The organism is Kitasatospora sp. NPDC004240 (assembly GCF_053603215.1).
Map to the genome: position 1 here is coordinate 1 of NZ_JBSGFD010000154.1, position 20691 is coordinate 20691.

Annotated in this window: 17 protein-coding genes; 4 read left to right on the top strand and 13 right to left on the bottom strand. The window is 74.4% G+C overall.

From position 1 onward, the window contains the following. Positions 1–167: 167 nt before the first annotated feature. From ACWEQL_RS31305 to ACWEQL_RS31320, 4 genes are all read right to left on the bottom strand, one after another. Positions 168–947 carry a DUF2071 domain-containing protein gene (locus ACWEQL_RS31305; protein WP_452153727.1) on the bottom strand — a complete coding sequence of 260 codons (780 nt, stop codon included), beginning with the start codon at positions 945–947 and terminating at the stop codon, positions 168–170. A 63-nt stretch (positions 948–1010) separates the two neighbouring features. Continuing rightward, positions 1011–1952 (bottom strand): DUF3419 family protein, encoded by a 942-nt coding sequence (locus tag ACWEQL_RS31310; RefSeq protein WP_452153728.1) that lies wholly within the window; start codon positions 1950–1952, stop codon positions 1011–1013. Next, the gene (locus tag ACWEQL_RS31315; protein WP_452153729.1) at positions 1949–2371 is read right to left on the bottom strand and encodes a DoxX-like family protein; all 423 of its coding nucleotides are present in this window, start codon (positions 2369–2371) and stop codon (positions 1949–1951) included. Before ACWEQL_RS31315 ends, ACWEQL_RS31310 begins: the two co-directional genes overlap by 4 nt. A gap of 307 nt (positions 2372–2678) precedes the next feature. Further along, entirely contained in the window at positions 2679–6716 is a 4038-nt protein-coding gene (locus tag ACWEQL_RS31320) for an AAA family ATPase (RefSeq protein WP_452153730.1), read from the bottom strand. A 330-nt stretch (positions 6717–7046) separates the two neighbouring features. Between ACWEQL_RS31320 and ACWEQL_RS31325 the strand changes: the two genes are divergently transcribed. From ACWEQL_RS31325 to ACWEQL_RS31335, 3 genes are read left to right on the top strand one after another with little or no spacing between them, the layout of a single operon-like run. Continuing rightward, a complete protein-coding gene (locus ACWEQL_RS31325; protein WP_452153731.1) occupies positions 7047–7877 on the top strand; it encodes an FAD binding domain-containing protein in 831 nt (276 codons plus the stop codon). After that, on the top strand, positions 7874–10606 hold the full coding sequence (locus tag ACWEQL_RS31330) for a molybdopterin-dependent oxidoreductase (protein ID WP_452153732.1): 2733 nt from the start codon (positions 7874–7876) through the stop codon (positions 10604–10606). Before ACWEQL_RS31325 ends, ACWEQL_RS31330 begins: the two co-directional genes overlap by 4 nt. Further along, positions 10603–11580, top strand: a complete 978-nt coding sequence (locus ACWEQL_RS31335) for an antibiotic biosynthesis monooxygenase (RefSeq protein WP_452153733.1) — start codon at positions 10603–10605, stop codon at positions 11578–11580. Before ACWEQL_RS31330 ends, ACWEQL_RS31335 begins: the two co-directional genes overlap by 4 nt. Before the next feature lie 200 nt (positions 11581–11780). Here ACWEQL_RS31335 and ACWEQL_RS31340 read toward each other — a convergent pair whose 3' ends face one another. The 4 genes from ACWEQL_RS31340 to ACWEQL_RS31355 all read right to left on the bottom strand — a co-directional run bounded on the left by ACWEQL_RS31340 (position 11781) and on the right by ACWEQL_RS31355 (position 14576). After that, positions 11781–12200 carry an SsgA family sporulation/cell division regulator gene (locus ACWEQL_RS31340; protein ID WP_452153734.1) on the bottom strand — a complete coding sequence of 140 codons (420 nt, stop codon included), beginning with the start codon at positions 12198–12200 and terminating at the stop codon, positions 11781–11783. 454 nt (positions 12201–12654) lie between these two features. Continuing rightward, positions 12655–13095, bottom strand: coding sequence for a VOC family protein (locus ACWEQL_RS31345; RefSeq protein ID WP_452153735.1), 441 nt, complete (start codon positions 13093–13095; stop codon positions 12655–12657). 160 nt (positions 13096–13255) lie between these two features. Next, a complete protein-coding gene (locus tag ACWEQL_RS31350) occupies positions 13256–13852 on the bottom strand; it encodes a dihydrofolate reductase family protein (protein ID WP_452153736.1) in 597 nt (198 codons plus the stop codon). 70 nt (positions 13853–13922) lie between these two features. Beyond that, entirely contained in the window at positions 13923–14576 is a 654-nt protein-coding gene (locus tag ACWEQL_RS31355) for a hemerythrin domain-containing protein (RefSeq protein ID WP_452153737.1), read from the bottom strand. Positions 14577–14669: 93 nt separating this feature from the next. On the opposite strand from ACWEQL_RS31355, the gene ACWEQL_RS31360 reads away from it, so the two are divergent. Beyond that, positions 14670–15557 carry a LysR family transcriptional regulator gene (locus tag ACWEQL_RS31360; RefSeq protein WP_452153738.1) on the top strand — a complete coding sequence of 296 codons (888 nt, stop codon included), beginning with the start codon at positions 14670–14672 and terminating at the stop codon, positions 15555–15557. Positions 15558–15602: 45 nt separating this feature from the next. On the opposite strand, the gene ACWEQL_RS31365 is transcribed toward ACWEQL_RS31360, so the two are convergent. The 5 genes from ACWEQL_RS31365 to ACWEQL_RS31385 all read right to left on the bottom strand — a co-directional run bounded on the left by ACWEQL_RS31365 (position 15603) and on the right by ACWEQL_RS31385 (position 20058). Then, on the bottom strand, positions 15603–16901 hold the full coding sequence (locus tag ACWEQL_RS31365) for a sensor histidine kinase (RefSeq protein WP_452153739.1): 1299 nt from the start codon (positions 16899–16901) through the stop codon (positions 15603–15605). Continuing rightward, positions 16898–17659 (bottom strand): two-component system response regulator CseB, encoded by a 762-nt coding sequence (cseB, locus tag ACWEQL_RS31370; protein WP_452153740.1) that lies wholly within the window; start codon positions 17657–17659, stop codon positions 16898–16900. The genes ACWEQL_RS31365 and cseB overlap by 4 nt, the downstream gene beginning before the upstream one ends. After that, the gene (locus ACWEQL_RS31375) at positions 17656–18600 is read right to left on the bottom strand and encodes a hypothetical protein (RefSeq protein WP_452153741.1); all 945 of its coding nucleotides are present in this window, start codon (positions 18598–18600) and stop codon (positions 17656–17658) included. The genes cseB and ACWEQL_RS31375 overlap by 4 nt, the downstream gene beginning before the upstream one ends. Positions 18601–18761: 161 nt before the next feature. Continuing rightward, positions 18762–19352 carry a class F sortase gene (locus tag ACWEQL_RS31380; RefSeq protein WP_452153742.1) on the bottom strand — a complete coding sequence of 197 codons (591 nt, stop codon included), beginning with the start codon at positions 19350–19352 and terminating at the stop codon, positions 18762–18764. Positions 19353–19569: 217 nt separating this feature from the next. Further along, positions 19570–20058, bottom strand: a complete 489-nt coding sequence (locus tag ACWEQL_RS31385) for a sortase-dependent protein (RefSeq protein ID WP_452153743.1) — start codon at positions 20056–20058, stop codon at positions 19570–19572. Between the last annotated feature and the right edge of the window lie 633 nt (positions 20059–20691).

Consider the following 20691-nt stretch of genomic DNA (forward strand, 5'->3'; position numbering starts at 1 on the left):
GCCGCCGGCTGCGGCGAGCGCGCCGCCCGCGTACAGCGGCCAGTTGTAGCCGATCACCTCGCGCACGCCGGACGGGCGGCGCCGTGGGGCCGGGCCGGCGGTGGGCGCCGGTTTCCGAGCCAATGCCGGCTCCGGAGCCGTTCGCTCTCCCACCGGCCGGGCCGGCCTCACCGCGCGCTCCCGTCGAGGGCGCGGCGGCTGCCCCGTTCCCAGCCGTAGTCGAGGCCGGCGACGTGGAAGGCGTTGGCGAGCACGGGCCGGCTGCCGGCCAGCGGGCCGTGGTCGAAGAAGGTCAGCCGGGGCACCTCGACGGTGACCGGGACCGGCTCCCAGTGGGCACGGACGGCCTTGACCACGATCATCGAGCGGGTCTGCGGCTCGTACTCGAACGTGTAGGGCAGCGGTCCGGCGAACCGGCGCGCGGCGCGGGCGTCGGCGAACGGGCTGCCGGCCGGCAGCGGGGCGGGACGGCCGGACAGGTCGGCGCGGACGTGCAGGTCGGCCCGGCCGTCGGCGCTGATCACCTTGAACTCCAGGGTGTCGCCGACGACCCGGCTGCCGAGCCGGGCGAGCCGGTAGTGGTAGCGGGAGAGCAGGTTGCCGCCCGCCACCATCAGCCGGTGGCCGGTGTCGCTGCGCAGGATCCGCAGGCCGCGCATGGTCCGGCCGCCCGGGGTGGGGAACCGGGTGAACACCCGGTACCCGGTGAGGACGACGTCCTTGCCGAGCCGGGCGGGCAGTCCGGCGGGGCGCAGGCCGCGCGCGTCCACCACGGCCGCCGCGACGAAGCCGTGCTCGGTGCCGTCGGGGGCGGTGTACGTGTCCAGGGCGAGCCCGGGCGGGACCAGCGGCGCGAGCTCCTCGGGCGGGAGGGCGTAGGTGAGGACGAGCGAGTGCGCGAAGTGGGTGCGGATCGGGACGGGGTGGCGTTGCAGCAGGTGGCGCACGGTCAGCTCCTCGGAATCAGGGCGACGGGAACGGGGCGACGGGAACGGGGAGCGCTACGGGGATCACGGTCGGACCACCCGGACGACGCCCCAGAGCGGCGAACGGTCCTCCGCGGCGGCGCCCGGCCCGGCGGGCCCGGGTTCGCGGATGCTGCGCAGCACGGCGACCCCGCCGGGTCGTACGGCGTGCCGGACGGCGGCGCGCAGCCGTCGGGCGAAGCCGGGCCCGGGGCCGTCCAGCACGTTGGAGAGCGTGACGGCGTCGTAGTGGCCGGCCGGGGACCGCTCCAGGTGTTCGGCGACGTCCCCGGCGACCAGCCGGATCTCCCCGCCGGTGGGCAACGCGCCCTGGCCGCAGGGGGGTTCGTGGCCGAGCAGCAGCCGCCAGGCCCACGGGTTGGTGGCATTGGGGTGGCGCGCGAAGCCACGGGCGAGCCGGGCGCGCAGCACGGCGTCGAACCGGGCCGGTACGACGTTCCGGAAACCGGGCCGCAGCCCGCCGGCCAGGATGCCCGCCGGACGGAGCGTGGCGGTGAGGAACATCCGCAGGCCGGGTCCGTCGAGTTCGCGCCGCCAGCGCCGGGCCTGTTCGACCGGATCGTCGAGGCTCAGGAACTCCGCCAGCCCGCCCGGGCGCCAGGCGGGCAGCAGGGCGCCCGCGGCGGTGCGTCCGGCGGCGAGGAGGCGTTCGGCCGAGCCGGCGACGGCGGGGGCGCCGGCGCGGAGCCGGGACCGGGCGTAGTCGAGCTGTACGGGGTTGAGGTCGACGGCCGTCACCCGGTAGCCGGCGGCGGCCAGTGCGGCGGCGGTGTCCCCGGCGGAGGCGATGCAGAGCACCCGGGCCCCGGCGCCCGGCGGCGGGAAGGCGGCGAGCTCGACCGCCGGGTCCTCGTACATCCGGCCGAACAGGACGCGTGGGCGCCGGGGTTGGACGGTGAGCAGCCGGCCCTCGGCCCAGGGCGTGCTCCGGGACCGGTCGGCATCGTGGGCGGTCCCGGCGTTCATGCGGCGGCCGCCTCGGCGTGCCGGTGCGACCGGGCCGGGGCCGGCCGGTGGTGCGCGGCGGCGACGGTCCAGATCAGGGCCAGGAAGGCGAGGTCCTGCACGACCAGCCGGCCCGGTTCGGGGATGTGGTCGGCGCCGACGAGCAGCCCGCCGGTGTTGAAGCAGAGCACCAGTGCGGTCTGGGTCAGGGCGGCGAGCCGGGCCCGGCGTCCGGTCAGCACCCAGGCGGCCAGTGCCACCTCGGCCAGGCCGATCGCGATCAGGAGGAGCCCGGCGGCGCCGTCGGGCAGCAGCGGCAGGCCCTCGACGATGGCGCGCTGGTCGGCGCGGCCGGGGAAGATCTTGCACCAGAAGCCCTCGTACGCCCACATCAGCGCGACCGCGAGGGTGGTGCAGCGGGTCTGCCAGGGTGTCGGCACGGCGGACGGTCCTCTCTGCCGCCACCCGGCGCGGCCCGCCCGGTTCGGGGCGGTGCGCCGGGGCACGGCGGGGCATGGCGGGGCAGCCCGACATCCCTGGTCAGGGCCGGTCGCTCCCGCTGGCACCCATCATGGCGCACGTCTTTGAACGCGTTCAACTAGGGGTCCTCGCTGCCGGGAGGGGCGCCGGGGAGCCACCGCCCCGTGCTGACGGGCGGACGGCCCAGGCCGCCACCGGGCCGTCCGAGGAGCCACGGGTGCCCAGGGCGGACCGCGCGGTGGGCACCCGTGCCGGAGGATCAGCCGCTCACTCCTCGGCGCCGATGGCGGCGGAGCTTCCCGGACCCCGCCAGCCGGTGGCCGAGGGCCAGAGGACGGAGACGTCGAGGACCCGCTCGACGAGGTCGGGGATCCACGGCTCGTCGGGCGGCGAGGCGAGGACGACGTGGAGCCGCTCGGGAGCCTTGCCCGTCACCAGCCCGATCTCTCGCAGACGGACGGCGCCGGACCGCACGGCGTGGTACGAGGTGTGGCCGGCCGGGAGGACCTCGTAGACGATCGGACCCCGCTCGCCGGGCCGGACGACATCGACGATCGGCGAGTCCTGGGGCTTGTGGCCAGCCCCGAAGAGGGCGGCCATCAGTTGGTGGCGTACCGCCTCGTGCCGGAGGCACGTCCGGTCGGCCTCGGCCGCGGCTACGAGCTCGGCCGTCAGGACGGCGGCCGGCGTGGCCACGGCGGACGTCCCCGACGCCCCCTCGCCCGTGAGCCTCGCCAGGGCGGCGACTGCCCGGTCCTGCCAGCCGCTGCTCCGCAGGACCTCGCCGAGCCGCTCCAGCTCCGCCGCGTCCGCCGACCTCACGGCCTCCGGGAGGCCGCGGGAGAGGTCCCGTAGCACCGTCAGGTCGGCGGAGGCCGGGGATCCCAGGAGCTGCCAGACGGGGAGCCAGTCCGCCTGGTCGCGGCGCAGGCAGCAGCCGATCAGCTCGTGGAGTTCCGGGAGGCCGGTCCCGGGGAGCTCCGCCGGGACGCCGCCGAGGGCGGTCAGGGCAGTCAGCGCGGCCCCGTACCGTTCGGCCGAGCGCTCGGAGATCGGCTGGCGTCCGAAGTCGTTCGCCGACACGAAGTACACGCCGGACCGGCGTCGCAGGACCCAGACGTCGAGTTCCTGCCCGGCCTCGGGCACCCGGTCCTGGGGCCTCAGCTTGAGGATGTACCGCCGCTGCCGGTCCTCCGGCACCGGGGTGACCCTCCAGTGGGCCTGGTCCCCGTGGGCGAGGGCGCGAACCCGCAGTTCGGTACCGGGTACGAGTTCGTCCGCCTCGCCCAGAGCGGCGGCCGCCAGGATCTCCGCGTCCAACGGGGTGGGCCTGCGGACGAAGAGCACCGAACCGCCGTCCGGCGAGAGGTTCCAGGTGTGTGAGGAGCCGAGCACGAGGTGATGGCCCCGCGGCTGGGTCTCGATGTGCCCGCCGGACAGATCCGCCGCGAGCGCGGTGCGGAGCCGGCCGAGGAAGGCGGGGTCCGTCGGATCCGACCGGTACGAGGTGAGGTCGGCGTACACAGTTCGCGTCTCGGCGCTCACCTGGATCTCCTCGACCGGCAGGGCGCGCACCGCCGCCGTGTCCTGGAGCGCGGGGCCGCGTCCGGCGGCGGGCCCGGAGAGCCTGTACCGGGAGGGGACCCCTGCCAGGTGCTGCGCCGGGCTCCGTTCGCCGTGCACGCTCCGGTAGCCCGTCAGGGCCGACCCGTCGTGGCTCAGGACGAACCGGTAGCCGTTGAGGTCGACGAGCCGGTAGCCGTCCGCCTGCTGCGCCTGGCGGCCGTCGGTCAGGAACGTGCCGATCACGCCGCGGATCTCGGCCTCGGCCTCCTGGTCACTGCCACCGTGCGCGGTCACGAAGGCCCGTACGGCGGCCCTGGTCACCCGGAGCCTGCCGAGGAACGCCTCCGACGCGTCCAGCCCGGTCCCGAGGTCGGCGTCGGCGGGCACCCTGGGCAGGTTGCGGGGCGTCGGCCGGTCCGGCACCGCGCTCGTCCGGAAGCCGCCGCAGGAGGTGTCACGGCACCAGCCGTCGGCATTGCGCGTGGGAAGCCCGCAGCGCTCGCCGTCCGTGTGGAAGCGCGAGCAGACGCGGCCCCCCGTCGGGTCGGACGGGGGCTCCGGGGTCGGGTCGTCCGGCCCGGTGACGGGCGGCGGGTCGGCGGCGGGCAGCATCACCGGAGGCAGGGGCGAGGTGTGCAGCACCGTCAGCGTCTGGGTGCTCCGGGTCAGGGCCACGTACAGCTGACGCGGGCCCTCGGCGCCGCGGGCGGTGATGGTCGCGGGCTCCAGGACGAGGACGTGGTCGAACTCCATGCCCTTCGCCTCGCCGGCGGTCAGGACGGTCACCGCCTCCCGGACCTCCTCGGTCATCGCCTCCGCAGAGTCGATCAGGAGCTGGACCTGCTGGAGCCAGTCCGAATCGTTGGGGACGATCAGCGCGATCGAGCGCTGGGTCCGGCCGTCCGATCCGGCCAGCCGCGTCGCGTGCCCGACCGCCTCGGCGAGGAGCTGCCAGGGAGCCGTCTCCACGATCCGCACGGGCTCCCCGTCGGCCTCCTTCAGCGAGGCCGGGAAGGGAACGGACGGGGCCACCGCCCGGGCGAGCGGAGCGACGAACTCCATGATCTGCGCCGGCACCCGGTAGCTGGTGGTCAGCTCCTCAAGGTGCCAGCCGCCCTCGCCCGCCAGGATCCGGCCGATCCGCTCCCAACTCGGGTAGCCGTGCGGCCCGGTGGCCTGCGCGAGGTCGCCGAGGACCGTCATCGACCCCTTCGGGTTGCGCCGCCGCAGCGATCGGGCCTGCATGGGGGTCAGGTCCTGGGCCTCGTCCACCACGATGTGCGGGTAACGCTGCGGCGTCTCACCCGAGATGAGGGTCCGCAGCTCCTCGAGGCACACCAGGTCGTCCAGGGTCCACGGCTCGTCCTCGGCGCGCTCGGCGGCCGGGCGCGACAGCAGCGCCTGCTCCTGCGCGTCGAACACCCCGGCGGCGCACTCCGCCAGCCTGCCCGACGAGTTCAGCAGGCTCCGCAGGGCCTCCTCCGGGCTGAGGGGAGGCCATGCGCGTTCCACGAGCGCGGCCACCTGGCGGTGGCGCTCGATGCTCTGCCGGACGGTCCGGTCACGGGCCCGCTGGGGGAAGCCCTGCCGCAGCGCGGCCAGCAGGAGGTCGACCAGGACGTCGCGGAAGCGGTCCCGGCGGGCCCGGTAGTGGCCGGGCCCGCTGCGGGCGGCCTCCAGGACGCGGTGCACCTCGGACAGCGGAACCCGCAGGGGCGCGCTGCCCAGGACGACGGTGAACATCGGCTCGTCCTGCCCGTCCGTGGCCGCGGTGGCGGCGGCATCGACGGCGGCCGGACGACAGTTGCCCTCGACCCGGCGCCGCAGCACCTCCGCCATGCGCTCGTCCGACTTGATCCGCCGCACCGGCGGGGGGTCCTCGGCCCGTACGGTCCCCTCCCAGAGGAGGGAGAGCTCCACCGCGGTGACGTCGCGCGTGCCGAGGGTGGGGAGGACCCTGCCGACGTACTCCAGGAACCTCCGGTGGGGGCCGACCACCAGGATGTCCTGCGCCTGGAAGCGCTTGTTGTCGACGAGCCAGGTGACCCGGTGGAGGCCGACGGCGGACTTCCCGGTACCCGGACCGCCCTGGACGACCAGGACGTCCGTGGACGGGCCGGCCACCAGTGCCATCTGGTCGGGCTGGATGGTCTCGACGATGTCGCGCATCCGGCTGCGGCGGGCCCGGTCGAGGTCCCGCAGCAGCAGGTGGTCCACGGCCGGTCGCCGGGCCCCGACGGGGTCGAAGACGTCTCCGGGAGACGGCACGCCCGCTCGCGCGCCGGTGGCGGCCGGGACCGGCGGAGCTATCTCGTCGCGGTAGTCCCGGACCGTCCGCCGGTCGCAGTCCAGCCGCCGCCGCAACCGGACCTCCCCCGGGTCGTCGGGCGTGGCCAGTCGCCACGCGGTGGCGAGCTCGTTGGTCCAGGAGATGACGACGGTGTCGCGGGTCTCGGCGTCATGTACCGTCCGCCGCCCGAGGTAGAAGATCTCCGGCTCGCCCGTCCCGTCCGCGTGGGTGTCCACCCGCATCGTGACGAGGTTCTCGCCTTCCAGACGGAACTCCTCCGCCCTGGCCGAGGACTCCGCCCGGGCGGCGATGCCGTCCTTCCGGCTGGCTGCCGCCTGGGCCGACGCGTCGCCGGACAGTTCGGCGAGCTTGGCCTCGTAACAGGCGTAAGCGCGGTCGACCGCCCGCTGTTCGGTGGCGATGACGGCCGACCTTGATGACGTGCTCATGTGCTTCCCCTCCTGCGGGGGCCGCACTGCGCGGCCGCCCGCCTGCAGCCGCCACCTGCCTATCAGAGCGGGCACGCGTGGGGTGCGGTAAGTCGCATTCGTTGCGGAAGCGTAGGGTTCCGGGCCTCGGCGCCGCTACGGGGCTCCGGCCGTGAGGCGCGTCCGACTTGGCGGACCTCGCGCGTCCGGCTATACGCTGGAGAGGAATCCCCGCGCCCGCCAAGGCTGCCCGGGCAGTTCGACCGCAGCGGCCCGACGGCGGTTCGGGGGCGGTCCCTCGCGGGGTGGTCGTCACGAGGGGGGTGTCGTCATGAGGGAAGAACGGCTCCCATGGACCTCAACACCATCACCGAAGTCGTCCGGCGCCCGCCCGACGATCGACCCGGCCGGGACTGGCGGGAGGGCGATGCCTGGCTCGCGGGCGGGACGTACCTGTTCTCCGCCGAGCAGCCGGGCCTGCGCCGCCTGATCGACCTGACGTCCCTGGGGTGGGACCCGCTCGTGCCGAGCGACGCCGGCCTGGAGATCGGGGCGACCTGCACCGTCCGCGACCTGTACGCCTTCGAGCCGCCGCCCGACTGGACCGCGGGCCCCCTCCTCGCCACGGCCTGCGAGGCGTTCCTGTCCTCGTTCAAGGTGTGGAACGCGGCGACCGTCGGCGGCAACATCTGCCTGTCGTTACCCGCCGGACCGATGATCACGCTGACGGTCGCCCTGGAGGCCGGCTACGAGCTGTGGGCGCCCGACGGGTCGACCCGTGTCGTCGACGCCCTCGACTTCGTGACCGGCAACAACCGCAACATCCTCGCTCCCGGTGAACTCCTGCGCCGCATCAGGATCCCGGCGGGCGCCCTGCGCAAACGCACCGCGCACCGCCGCTTCACGCTGACCCGACTCGGCCGTTCGACGGTGTTCCTCATCGGCACCCGGACACCCGGGACGGACGACCTGCTGCTCACCGTCACCGCCGGCACCACCAGGCCGGTGCGGATCGCCTTCGACAGCATGCCGGACGCGCGGACCCTTCAGCACGGCATCGACGTCATCCCCGCCGACGTCTGGTTCGACGACCCGAACGGGACCCCCGACCACCGGCGCCACCTGACCGCGCACTTCACCGAAGAGATCCGGCACGAACTCATGGCTGGGGGCCCGGCATGACCTTCATCGTGAACGGCAGGGGCTTCGACGAGGAGCCGGAACCGGGCCAGTGCCTGCGCACCTTCCTCCGCTCCCTCGGTCACTTCGGCGTCAAGAAGGGCTGTGACGCCGGCGATTGCGGGGCGTGCACGGTCTGGGTGGACGGCGCCCCGGTGCACAGCTGCATCACGCCCGCGTTCCGCGCGGACGGCCACGAGGTGACGACGATCGAGGGTCTCGGGTCGCCGGGCGACCTGCATCCGGTGCAGCGCCGGTTCCGGGACGCGCCGGGATTCCAGTGCGGCTTCTGCACGGCGGGGATGATCATGACCTCCGCGGCGCTCACCGAGGCCCAGAAGGAGGACCTGCCCCGGGCGCTGAAGGGCAATCTCTGCCGCTGCACCGGATACCGGGCGATCGAGGACGCCGTCCGGGGCGTCACCGGCGTGGAGCCGGCGGCGCCGGGGAAGGCCGTCGGGACGAGCGTCGGCGCGCCGGCGGCCGAGCAAGTGGTCACCGGCCGCGCCGAGTTCACCATGGACACCCACCTCGACGGCATGCTTCACCTCAAGGTGGTGCACTCGCCGCACGCGCACGCCCGGATCGTCTCGATCGACAGGAGCGCCGCGCTCGCCGTCCCCGGTGTGCGCCGGGTCTACACGTGGGAGGACGTGCCGCGCAGGCGCTTCACCACGGCGATCCACACCGACCACCTCGTCGACCCGGACGACACCTTCATCCTCGACGACACGGTGCGCTTCGTCGGCCAGCGCGTCGTGGCCGTCCTGGCCGACACCGTCAAGGCGGCGGAGGAGGGCTGCCGGAGGGTCGTGGTCGAGTACGACGTCCTGCCGGCCGTGTTCGACCCCGGGGAGGCGATGGCCGAGGGCGCGCCGCAACTGCACGGCACGGACGACCCCTTCCTCCGGGACCCCGTCCACAACGTCCTGCTGGAGATCCACTCGCACATCGGTGACGTCGACACCGGGTTCGCCGACGCCGACGTGATCCACGAGGGCACGTACTCCACCCCGCGCGTGCAGCACGCGCACCTGGAGACCCACGGCTCGATCGCCTGGATGGAGGACGGCCGCCTCAACGTGCGCACCAGTTCGCAGTCGCCGTCGATCGCCAAGGTCAAGCTCGCCTACCTGTTCGCCCTGCGGCCGGACCAGCTGCGGGTGTTCTGCGAGCGGGTCGGCGGCGGCTTCGGCGGCAAACAGGAAGTCATCTCCGAGGACCTGGTCGCGCTTGCCGCGCTGGACACCGGCCGGCCGGTCTGCCTCGAGTACACCCGCGAGGAGGAGTTCACCACGGCCTCGCCCCGGCATCCGATGACCCTGACGGTCAGGCTCGGCGCGAAGGCCGACGGGACGCTCACCGCCCTCCAGGTCCGCAACGTGTCCAACACCGGCGCCTACGGCAACCACGGCGGCGAGACGCTGTACGCGGGCGGCGCGGCCGTCATGCTCTACCGCTGCCCCAACAAGAAGTACGACGCCTTCGCCGTCTACACCAACACCGTCCCCAGCGGCGCCCTGCGCGGGTACGGGATGACCCAGCCGGCCTTCGCCGTGGAATCGGCGATGGACGAACTGGCCCGGGCCCTGCACCTCGACCCGCTCGAACTGCGCCGCCGCAACATCGTCCGGCCGGGCGACCCGCTCGTCGCCCTGCACGACGGACCCGACGACGTGCTCTTCACCGAGGACGGACTCGCCCGGTGCATCGACCTGGTGGACGCCGCGCTGGCCCGCACCGCCCACACACCGGCCCCCGGACCCGACTGGCTCGTCGGGGTGGGCGTGGCGAGCTCCCTGCACGAGACCGCGCCCCCGACCGACCACATCTCGGAGGCCTGGGTCACGCTCGGCGACGACCTGGTGTACGAACTGGCCGTCGGGACGGTCGAGTTCGGCGAGGGCACCTCGACCGCCCACGTCCAGATCGCGGCCACCCAGCTGGGCACGACCCCGGGGCGGATCCGCCTGGTGCAGTCCGACACCGACCACACCGGATTCGACACCGGCGCCTTCGCGAGCGCGGGACTCTTCGTGGCGGGCAACGCCGTCCTCCGCGCGGCCGACGCCGTGCGGGACCGCATCCTGGAGTTCGCCGCCGCCCACACCGGCGTCCACGTCGTCATGTGCGCGATGGACGACGACGGCGTCGTCTGCGGCGAGCGGCGCGTGCCGCTGGCGGAGCTCGTCGCCGCGGCCCGGGCGCGCGGGATCCGCTTCACCGCCGCCCGCAAGGCCTACGGCTCGCCGCGCAGCGTCACCTCCAACACGCAGGGGTTCCGGATCGCCGTCCACCGGGTGACGGGTGAGATCCGCATCCTCCACAGCGTCCAGGCCGCCGACGCCGGTGAGGTCATCAACCCCGCGCAGGTCCGCGGACAGGTCGAGGGCGGTGTCGCCCAGGGCATCGGCTTCGCGCTGACCGAGAACCACCGGATCGACGCGGACGGGGCCGTGGCCAACCCCAACCTCCGCAACTACCGCATCCCCACCTACGCCGACGTCCCCCGTACCGAGGTGCTCCTGGTGGCGTCCTCCGACTCGGTCGGGCCGATGCGCTCCAAGGGCATGGCCGAATGCTGCATCAACCCGGTGGCCCCCGCCCTCGCGAACGCGCTCCACGACGCCACGGGCGTCCGCCACCGCGCGCTTCCCCTGACCCCGGAACGGATCTACGGCCGGCTGGCCGACGCCAGGCCGGTGTCGACGGCGGCCGGGCCGAGGAAATGAAGACCGTGAAGCCCCTGGACGGGGACGCCGCGGCGACCGCCATCCTCGGCCTGAAGGTCCGGCCGGGACTGGAGCGCGAGTACGAGGCGTGGCAGGAGGCCGTCAACGCCGCCGCCGCGGACTACGCCGGCTACCTCGGTGCGGAGGTCTCCCCGCCCACCCCCCGGCAACCCGACTGGCTCGTCGTCTACCGGTTCGACTCGATCGCCCACCTCCAGGCCTGGATCAACAGCGCGACCAGGCAGAACCTGCTCGACGTCGGCACCAGGTACTTCGACGGCCCGGGGACCCAGCAGGTCGTCCGGGGCGGCATGCAGGCACCGGACCCGCTGGTGACCGTCGTGGTCGCCCACCGCGTCCACCCCGACCACGTCGACGACTTCCTCGACTGGCAGCAGCGGATGAACCAGGAGGAACGGACCTTCGAGGGCTTCCGCGGGACGGAGCTCTTCCGCCCGATCGACGGCCTCCAGGACGAGTGGACCACGCTGTACCGCTTCGACACCGCCGAGCACCTCGACGCCTGGCTGACCTCCGGCAAGCGCCGCAGGATCCTCGCCGAGGGCGAGAAGTTCAACGACTTCCGACTGCGGACGATCGACAACTCCTTCGGCAGCTGGTTCGCCTTCGAGGAGAACGGCAAGGAGGCGCCGCCGCCGTCGGGCACCAAGACCGCCATCGCGGTCTGGGTCGGCCTCTACCCGACCGTCGTGCTGCTGACGCTCGCCCTGGCGCCGCTGAAGATGCCGCTCTGGATCGGACTGCTGGTGGGGAACCTGCTGTCGAGCTTCATCATGAGCTTCCTGACCATGCCCTACTACGTGAACCCGCTGCTCAAACGGTGGCTGCGGCCCGCACCGGGCGAGCCCGCGGCGCGGACCAACCGGATCGGTCTCGGCATCGTCGCCGGGGTGACCGCGCTCTGGGCCGTCGTCTTCTACCTCGTCACGAGGCAGTTCTGGACCCTGCCCTGACCGGGTGGGCCGGGGCCGGCGACGGTCCGGCGACCGTCCGGCGGTACGGGCGAAAGCCACCCGGAGGACGACGCATGCCCGCCGCCCTCCCACCGGGCCCACCGCCATCAACCCGCCACGCCCGGCCCTGGCCGGCGTACGGCGGGTGCCCGGCGCGTACGGGCCTCGGCGGCTCGCGGTGCCGGTGGCGGCGCGAGGTGTCAGATGTTGTCGAGGAGGTGGCCGAGGGCGGCGTCGATGTCGAGGTGGTCGGATTCCTCGCCGGCGGGGACGAGTGTGTAGGTATCGGCGAGGAAGGCGGTGATGAGGTCGGTGGGGGCGGCGACGGTGACGTTCCCGGTGGCGCTCTGGAGGGTGATGCGGATCTCGCCGGGAGGGCCGGGACAGACGGTGACGTCACCGGTGCCGGTGTGGGTGTGGCGGCCCTCGTTGAGGAGTTCGCGGCCGAAGGTCCAGCAGACGCTGAGGTCGTCACCGGCGGTGCAGTCGCAGGTGCTGAGGGGGAAGGCGAGGTGGGCGGCGTAGGGGAGGGCGGCCTCGAAGCGCAGCTCGGCGGGGACGGGTACGTCGGGCAGGGGGCTGTGGGGGAAGGTGACGGGCATCGCATGGACGGCGGACATCGGCATCGGTTGGCCCTTCTGCTGCGGCTGCGGGGTGGTCCCCGTGGTCGGGCGGCGCGTGTACGCACGGCGGGTACCCGGGGCTCCGCCGGGCAGTCGGGGCGGACGGAATCTCCACAACCTCCAACCTCCCCGCACACCGGACCTGCCGTCGCGCGCGCCCGCCCCCGGCCCGGCCGCGTGTCCCGCGGTTCCACCAGGCTCACCGTCCCGGTCCGCCTGCCCTCGCGGCGCGGCGGCCTCCGCCGCGCCGCGAGGGTGTGATCGGGGAGCCGGAGGCCTACGCGGCCCGATGCGACGGGAGGACGGAACCTGTGGGGGCGCACCACTCGGCGCTCCGCACGTCCGCGTCCGGGCCGCGCACCCCGGCGCGTACGGATCGCGCCGGGGTGCGAGCACGGTGCCGCGCCCCGGCGGCGTGGGGCGCGCCCTGGAACGTGCGGAATCCCTGTCCTCAGCCCAGCTGTTCGGCGAGTGCGAGGATGATCCCGCTCGGTCCGCGGAGGTAGCAGAGCAGGTAGCTGTCCTCGAAGCGGGTCACCTCGCCGACGAGTTCGGCGCCGTGCGGGCGCAGGCGGGTGAGGGTGTCCTCGATGTCGTCGACGGCGAACATGACGCGGTGCAGGCCCAGCGTGTTCGCCGGAGTGCTCCAGGGGACGGGGGTGATGGCCTCGGGCGTGTGGTACTTCGCCAGTTCGAGCCGGCCCGGGGCGTCCGGGACCCGCATCATGGCGATCTCGCTCCGCATGCTGTCGAGCCCGACGACCTTGCCTGCCCAGGCTCCCTCGATCGGCATCCTGCCTTCCAGCTCCATGCCGAGTTCGGTGAAGAAGGCGATGGCGGCGTCGAGGTCGTCGACGACGATGCCGACGTTGTCCATGCGCTGAATGGTCATGTCCCCGAGGGTAGGGGCCGGGTCCGGCGCCGCCGGCTCACCAGGCCCTTTCCCGCCCGCCGTTCATTCGTACGGTTGCCGGAGGCCGGGCGGGCGGCGCCTGTGTGGCGGTCGGAGCGCGCCCCGCGTCCGGCCTCCGAAGGCGCCGCCGCCCGGGCTGTCAGCCGTCGACGCGCGTGTAGGTGAGGAACACCGCGCCGCTCTTGAGGACGGTCTGGCCGGTGAGCGCCCAGGTGCGCGGGTCGAAGACGGCCTTGCGGGAGAACAGCGGGATCCCGTCGCCGATGGTCAGCGGCCCGACCTTGAGGATCAGCGTGTCGATCTCGGCGTACAGGGCGCCCGCGAGCTCGGCGCCGCCGATCAGCCAGATGTCCTTGCCGTCCTGTCGCTTGAGCTCGCGCACGACCGTCACCGGGTCGTCGGCGACCAGCTCGACGGCAGGGTCCGGGCTCTCGGTGAGGGTGCGGGAGAAGACCAGGTGGCGCAGGTGCGGGTAGGCGTCGGTGACGCCGGCCGCGAGACCGATCTCATAGCTGCGCCGGCCCTCCAGCACGGTGTCGAAGTGGGTGCCCTCCGCCGTGACGGAGAGCGCCTGCCGGGCCTGGACGGGCAGCGTCTCCGGGTACTCGGCCGCCAGGTGCTGGACGTAGTCCTCCGTGATGGGCCAGAAGCCGTTCGGGCCGGTGGGGTCGGCGCCGTCCGGGCCCGCGATGAAGCCGTCGAGGGTGGTGGCGACGTAGTAGGTCAGCTTGCGCATGGATCGTCGATTCTGTGAGAAGGGATGAACGAGTGGGTCAGATCGTGGGCACGTGCCGGGCCGTACCGCGTCAATCGGCGGTGCCGGGGCTCCAGCGGTCCAGGGCGAGGTAGGCCGGCAGCCACTCCTCGGTGCAGTCGGCGCGCGCGGCGGCGGACAGCGGGGCGAGCAGCTTCGCCACGGTCGCCTCGTCGGCCCCGTCCAGCAACCACGGCAGCAGCACCGGCGCGTCCCGCGCGATGCGCCGCGCGTGGACGTGGTCGAACCGGCCCCACTCCTCGGCCGTCAACGCCCGCTGGACCAACGGCAGGGCCCGGTCCTCCTCGCGGTCGAGGTGACCGGCCAGGCCGGTGGCCAGTGAGTCGGTCAGGTCACCCAGCCGCAGTGCGTCCACCCGCGGGTCGGCCACCACGGCGTCGATGGCCTCGATCACCGGTCGGATGGCGGCGTGTTCGGCCTCCAGGGCCACCAGGAGGGCCAGCTCCTGCGGGCTGGAGGCCAGGCTCCGGCGCAACGGCGGCCACAACGCGTCGTCCTCGGCGCCGTGGTGGGCGTCGAGGGCCTGTTTGAACATCCGCCATCCGGCGGCGGTGGCCAGGACGAGCCGCGCGTCACGGTCCGCGGTGGTGGTGACGCGGTCGAGATGGGCGAGTTCCCGGCGCAGGGCGGCGTGCGTCGCCCACACCACGGTCAGGTCGATCGCGTCAGGCCGCTCGGATTGCATGCCGTCCACACTCGTGCGGTCCGCGGCGATGATCAAGGTAGACTTCGGCGCTGTTCGATAACCGGTGGGTTATCGATGAGGGCTGGGGGGCCGGTGGAACTGCGGGACATCGAGATCTTCCTGGTACTGGCCGAGGAGTTGCACTTCGGCCGGACCGCACAGCGGCTGCACATCTCCGCGGCACGGGTGAGCCAGGCCATCAAGAAGCAGGAACGGCGCATCGGCGCCGAGCTCTTCACCCGCACCAGCCGCACGGTGCACCTGACCGAGGTCGGCCGGCAGTTCCGCGACGACCTGCAACCGGTCTACGCGGGCCTGCACGAATCCCTGGAGCGGGCCAGGCTGGCCGCCCGCGGCATCACCGCACAGCTCCGCGTCAGCCTGCTCCCCTTCAACCTCGTCGATCTGCACCCCTACTGGAAGGAGTTCCGCGCCCGGCACCCGCAGTGGGGACTCCAGATCCGCCAGGCGACCTTCACCGATGTGTTCGGCCAGCTCAGGAACGGCGCCATGGACGTCATCGTCCCCTGGCTACCCGTGGAGGAACCGGACCTCACCGTCGGGCCGACCCTCTGCACCGACTCCCGGATCCTCGCCGTGTCCGCCGACCACCGGCTCGCCGGACGGGACTCCGTACCACTGGAGCTGTTCGCCGACTTCGCGCACGGCACCGCCCTCGGCCTGCCGGACTACTGGGAGGACAGATACCTGCCCTTCCACACCCCGCGGGGCCGGCCGATCGAGCGTACGGCGTCCGCGGACAATGCCGATGAGCTGATCAACCTGGTCGGCATGGGCGAGATCATCCACAGCTTCCCGGGTCATGTCACCAAGTACTGGGGCCTGTCGAACATCCGGTGGCTCCCCATCCCCGACCTGACCGACCTGAGCTTCGCCCTGGTCTGGCGGACCGAATCCGAGAACGACCTCATCCGCGCCCTGGCCGCCACGGTACGCGACCTCGGCGTGCACCGCTTCTGAAGCGGGCCCGGCACCGGACCACCCACGCCCACCTGCCCGACCGGTTCACGCGCCCCCGCCGCCCAGGCGCTCGGCCGGCCGGGCGCCGGAGTCGGGGCCGGTGTCGTCGTCGGTGGGGTCGGGGGTGGGCGGGAGGCGGAGGGTGGCGACGGCGCCGCCGGTGGGGTGGTTGGCGAGGGTGAGGACGGCGCCGATGACGCGGGCGTGGCCCTGGGCGATGGTGAGGCCGAGGCCGTGACCGCGGCCACGCTCGCGTGCGCCGGTGCGGAAGCGCTGGGGGCCGTCGCGGAGCAGTTCGTCGGGGAATCCGGGGCCGTGGTCGCGGACGGTGATGCGCAGGCCGTCGATGCCCACGTGGATCCGGCCGTCACCGTGCCGGTCGGCGTTGATGAGCAGGTTGGCGAGGATGCGGTCGAGGCGGCGCAGGTCGGTACGGACCGGGGGGTGTCCGGCGTCGGTGCGGGCCGTCTCGACGTGCACGTCCAGTCCGGTCTGCGCCACGGTGCGTCGGACCGCCCGTCGCAGCGGGACCGGCGAGAGGTCGGGCCGTTCGGCGTCCGCGTCCAGCCGGGAGACCTCCAGCAGGTCCTCGACGAGTGAGCACAGGGCCTTCACCCGGTTGTGCACCAGCTGGGTGGGGCGCCCGGGCGGCAGCAGTTCGGCGGCCATGAGCAGCCCGGTGAGCGGTGTGCGCAGCTCGTGCGCGACGTCCGCGGTGAAGCGCTGCTCGTCCTCCAGACGCCGGTGCAGGGCGCGCGACATGAGGTCGACGGCCGCGGCGAGGTCGGCGACCTCGTCGCGGCCGTCGACCAGTTCGCCGATCCGGGTGTCGGTGCGTCCGGTGGCGATCGTCCGGGCGGCCGTCGCCGCGGTTCGCAGCCGGCGGCTGATCCGGTCCGCGACCAGCACTCCGGCCAGGACGGTGGTGAACACGGAGGCGGTGACGGTGATCAGGATGATCCGGTCCAGGTCGCCGATGGCCTGCCGGTCCTGCGTGAAGGCGACCCGTACGGAGAGCACCCCGCCGCGGACCGGGCCCGCGGCCCACACCGCTTCGCCGTCGGGGCCCTCGGCGAGCAGGGACCCGCGCCGCCCCTGCTCGGCGAGGCTGCGGAGCGGTGCGGGCAGGGCCGGGTCGTCCAGCGCCGCGTGGCGGCCGCCGCCGGTGGCGTCCCCGACGCGCTCGTAGGCGCCGAGCGCGGTGTCCAGCGCGGTGAGCGCGGAGGCCCGTGCCTGGTCCACGTGCTGGCGGACCATCGCCTGGTGGACGAGCAGCCCGACGGCCACCGCGACCAGGACGGAGATGGCGGCGACGGCGGTGGCGATCTGGCGGCGCAGGGTCATTGCGGACGCCGCAGTTTGTAGCCGAAGCCGCGGACGGTCTCGATCCGCCCGCCGCCGATCTTGGCCCGCAGCCGTTGCACGTGGACGTCGACGACACGGGTGTCGGCGCCCCACTCGTAGTCCCAGACCCGTTCGAGCAGGACGGCGCGTTCCAGCACGATGCCGGGCGCGGCGGTGAACTCCAGGAGCAGGCGCAGTTCGGTGGGGGTGAGCGGGACGAGCCGGCCGTGGACGCGGACCTCCATGGAGTCGGTGTCCACCTCCAGACCGTCGAGGCTGCGGACGGGGCCGCGCGGTTCGGGGGCGGCGGGGACCGTCTCGGTCGGGGTGATGGGGGCGGTCGGGGCGGCGGGGACGGTCGAGGGGACGGGGACGGGGCGGATGCGGCGCAGTACGGTGCGGATCCGGGCGACGAGGACCGCGCTCTCGAACGGCTTGACCACGTAGTCGTCCGCGCCCGCCTCCAGCCCGGACACCACGTCGACCGCGTCGGTGCGCGCGGACATCATCAGGATCGGCAGCTGGCTCTCCTCGCGGATGCGCCGGCACAGCCCCACCCCGTCGAGGAGCGGGAGCATCACGTCCAGGAGGATCAGGTCGGGCCGCACGGCGTGGAACGTCTCCAGTCCCTCCAGCCCGTCGGCGGCCGTGGACACGGGGAAGCCGTAGCGTTCCAGGGCCATCCGGGTGGCCTCGCGGATCACCTCGTCGTCCTCGACGATCAGGATGTGCGGGTGGCTGGGCGCCGTGGGGTTCATGGCTTGGTCTCCGGGCGGGCGGACGCGGTCGGTGCGGGTGTCAGGGCCGGGGCGGGCCGAGGGTTGCGCGGGGTGGTCGTGCCGGGGGCGGGTCCCTCGCCGGGGACGGCCGTGGGGCCGGTGGCGGCGGGCGGGCGGACGGCGGGAGCGGGCACGGCCGTGGGGCGGACGGCGGTCGGCTCCTTGGCGGGTGACGTCGGATCGGGCTGCGGGGTCGCCCCCGGGTCCGGTCCCTGGCCGGGGAGCGGGCCGATGCCCTCCACCTTCCGGTCGGACAGGCTCAGCCGCGTCCCGTCCCAGTGGTAGAGCCTGCTGGTCCGGGAGGAGAGGGTGGTCGACTCGTACAGCCACAGGTCGGTGCCGACCGTCGCCGCGCCGAACACCTTCTGCAGGGGCACCCGCAGGACGGGCAGGAGCCGGTCGCCGGCCGTGGTGTAGACGTGCAGGACGACCGAGTCGGCGAGGGCGACGGCGACGAGCAGTTCCGGTCGGCCGTCACCGGTGAGGTCGCGGTACTCGGGACTGCGGACCTCGCAGCCCGTGCACGGGTCGAGGGCGCGGCGTTCGTCCTGGCTCACCCCGGGATCCTTCGTCAGCAGTGTGCGGACGTCCACGGTGGCCAGGTCCTGCCCGGGAACGCCGATGTCGGGGACCGGCTGCGGCGGCGGTTCGGGGCTGCGGTTCGCCGCGGACCCGGCCGGTTCCGGCGGCGGGGCGGTGGCCAGGCCCGGCCAGAGCGGCACACGCGCCGGCGGGGGCGTGACGGGCGCGGCGGCACCGTGGTCGCGCAGTTCTCCGGGCGCCGCGCAGCCGACCGGCAGCGCCAGTGCGGCCGCCGCGAGGAGGGCGAGGAGGAGGGCACGGGGGCGGCGGTCGTGGTTGCCGGTGCCACGGCGGCCGGTCGTGCGGCTGCCGGCGGTGCGGCGCTCGGTGGTGCTCATGCCCCTGTGCCCCTCCTGGTCTGCGGCGATGTGACGGTTCGTGGCCGGTGCTGTCCGGAGGTAGGTCGTCCGGACGGCACCCGGCGGTTCCCCGGCGCGACGGCCCGGGCGGGGGACGGGTGCGCCGTGGCACACCCGTCCCCCGCCCAGGGGCGGGCCGGTCAGCCGGCGGGGGTCACCAGGTCGGCCAGGACGATGATGTTGTCCGTCCAGTGCCCGTCCGGCCCGAGCCGGCCGCCGCAGGTGATCAACCGCAGCTCGGGCGCCGTCGTGTCGCCGTACACCACGTCGGTGGGGAACCGGTCCTTGGCGGCCTGGATCAGCCTGCGGACCCGGAAGTCCACGGTGGCGCCGTCCTCCCGCCGCACCTGGAGCAGGTCACCGGGCCGCAGCCTCGGCAGGCCGGCGAAGACCGCCGGGCCGCGCGCGGTGTCGTAGTGCCCGATCAGGACGGCGGGTCCGCGCTCACCCGGGGTCGGGCCGTTGCGGTACCAGCCGACCTCGTGGGCCCGTTCGGCGGCCGGGACCTCGACCGTGCCGTCGGCGTTGAGGCCGAGGCCGGTCACCGGGGCGTCGACGCCCGCCGCCGGCACGAGCAGCCGGGTCGGCGGCGAGGCCGCGAACGAACGGGAGGGGGTGGGGCGGGCGGTGGCGGGGCCCGCAGTGGGTGCCGCCGCGGCGGTGTCCGCGGTGCCCTGGCGTGCCGAGGTCTCCACCCGGACCACCGGCGGCTCCCGGCCGGAGAGTGCCACGCCCGCACCGAGCACCAGGCAGAGCAGCCCGGCCGCCCCGAAGGCGCTCCGGCTCAGCCCGCCCGTCCCCGGCCCGCCGTGCCGGGGACGGCGCCGGTGGCGGGGACCGTCCCGGTGCCCGCCCCTACGGCCGTCCAGGTGGCCGTCCGGGTGACCGCCGCTCCGGAACGCGTCGTCCGGAGCGGCGGCAGAACGCCCTGCGGGCCGGGGGCCAGTGTCAGCCCCGCGCACCGGAGCGGCGGCGCAGCACGGCGAAGCCCAGCGCCCCGGCGCCGACGGCGGCCACCGCGCCGCCCGCGGCCAGCTTGAAGCCCGAGGAGTCGTCGGCGGTGGAGCCGTCCCCGGCCTGGGCGGCACCCTTGGGCACCTCACGCACCTGCGGCTGGCCGCCGGCGGGTGCCGGCTGCGCCGTCCCCGGGCCGTTGCCCTGGGCGGCGACCGAGGGCGCCGGGGCCACGGCCGCGGGAGTCGGGGACGCCGCGGCCGGCCGGGCGGTGGGAGCGCCACCGACACCGCTGCCACTGCCCGCTGCCGGGGCGGGGGCCACCGCGGTCGGGGTCGGGGTGGCCGGCTTGGATCCGTCGGCCCAGGCCTGCCCGCCCGGAACGGTGGCCAGCAGGGCCGCCCCGGTCAGGGCGCAGACGGTCGCCAGGCGACGGGCGGTGCCCGCCCGGTGTGCGCGGCTCCTGGTCGTACGAGTGGTCATACGAGGTCGCTCCTTCATCGTCGTCATCGTTGCGACGCGGGCTCCGGCCCCTTGCGGCCGGTGCGTCGAGAGCGACGTTAGGAACCCCGTGTCGCGGTGCCCGGCCGGTCGTGTCACGGCGGCTCATCGGCTGTGTAACGGCCTCGCCGAGGCCCTCGTACGCCGGCGCCGAGCCGCCCGTCCGTTCCCGCGCCGCCCCGGAGAAGCCGGCCCCGCGATCGCCGGCGCGTGGGCGCGGGCGCCGGCGCTCGCGGGGTGGCGTACGCGGGCCGCGGCCCGGCCGGAGCTGGGTCGGTGGCGGTCGGCGGTCCGAGTGGCCGGGTCGTGCCCGGGCACGACGGCGGGAGCGGCTCCCCGGATTGACGGCCTGTCGGCCTCCGTCCAGCACCGACCCGGCGGACGCGCCGACCGGACGCCTGCCCAACACCGCGAGGCGCCCGGGCGTCTCACTCCGGCCCGCTTGTCGGGGCCTGGGTGTTGTTGGTGGGTCAGGCGTGGGTGGGTGGGGGGCCGCCGGTGGTGGTGGGTGGTTGGTGGTGGTGGGTGGGGATGGCGGTGTCGCCGTCGGGGCCGGTGTCGAGGAGTTCGCGGAGGGCGAGGGCGAGGGCGACGAAGAAGGTGATCCAGAGGACG

What these genes read in the sequence shown, in the direction of transcription:
- ACWEQL_RS31310 (WP_452153728.1), bottom strand. Translation starts at nt 1,952, where the DNA reads ATGAACGCCGGGACCGCCCACGATGCCGACCGGTCCCGGAGCACGCCC.
- ACWEQL_RS31320 (WP_452153730.1), bottom strand. Translation starts at nt 6,716, where the DNA reads ATGAGCACGTCATCAAGGTCGGCCGTCATCGCCACCGAACAGCGGGCG.
- ACWEQL_RS31325 (WP_452153731.1), top strand. Translation starts at nt 7,047, where the DNA reads ATGGACCTCAACACCATCACCGAAGTCGTCCGGCGCCCGCCCGACGAT.
- ACWEQL_RS31330 (WP_452153732.1), top strand. Translation starts at nt 7,874, where the DNA reads ATGACCTTCATCGTGAACGGCAGGGGCTTCGACGAGGAGCCGGAACCG.
- ACWEQL_RS31335 (WP_452153733.1), top strand. Translation starts at nt 10,603, where the DNA reads ATGAAGACCGTGAAGCCCCTGGACGGGGACGCCGCGGCGACCGCCATC.
- ACWEQL_RS31340 (WP_452153734.1), bottom strand. Translation starts at nt 12,200, where the DNA reads ATGTCCGCCGTCCATGCGATGCCCGTCACCTTCCCCCACAGCCCCCTG.
- ACWEQL_RS31345 (WP_452153735.1), bottom strand. Translation starts at nt 13,095, where the DNA reads ATGACCATTCAGCGCATGGACAACGTCGGCATCGTCGTCGACGACCTC.
- ACWEQL_RS31350 (WP_452153736.1), bottom strand. Translation starts at nt 13,852, where the DNA reads ATGCGCAAGCTGACCTACTACGTCGCCACCACCCTCGACGGCTTCATC.
- ACWEQL_RS31355 (WP_452153737.1), bottom strand. Translation starts at nt 14,576, where the DNA reads ATGCAATCCGAGCGGCCTGACGCGATCGACCTGACCGTGGTGTGGGCG.
- ACWEQL_RS31365 (WP_452153739.1), bottom strand. Translation starts at nt 16,901, where the DNA reads ATGACCCTGCGCCGCCAGATCGCCACCGCCGTCGCCGCCATCTCCGTC.
- cseB (WP_452153740.1), bottom strand. Translation starts at nt 17,659, where the DNA reads ATGAACCCCACGGCGCCCAGCCACCCGCACATCCTGATCGTCGAGGAC.
- ACWEQL_RS31375 (WP_452153741.1), bottom strand. Translation starts at nt 18,600, where the DNA reads ATGAGCACCACCGAGCGCCGCACCGCCGGCAGCCGCACGACCGGCCGC.
- ACWEQL_RS31385 (WP_452153743.1), bottom strand. Translation starts at nt 20,058, where the DNA reads ATGACCACTCGTACGACCAGGAGCCGCGCACACCGGGCGGGCACCGCC.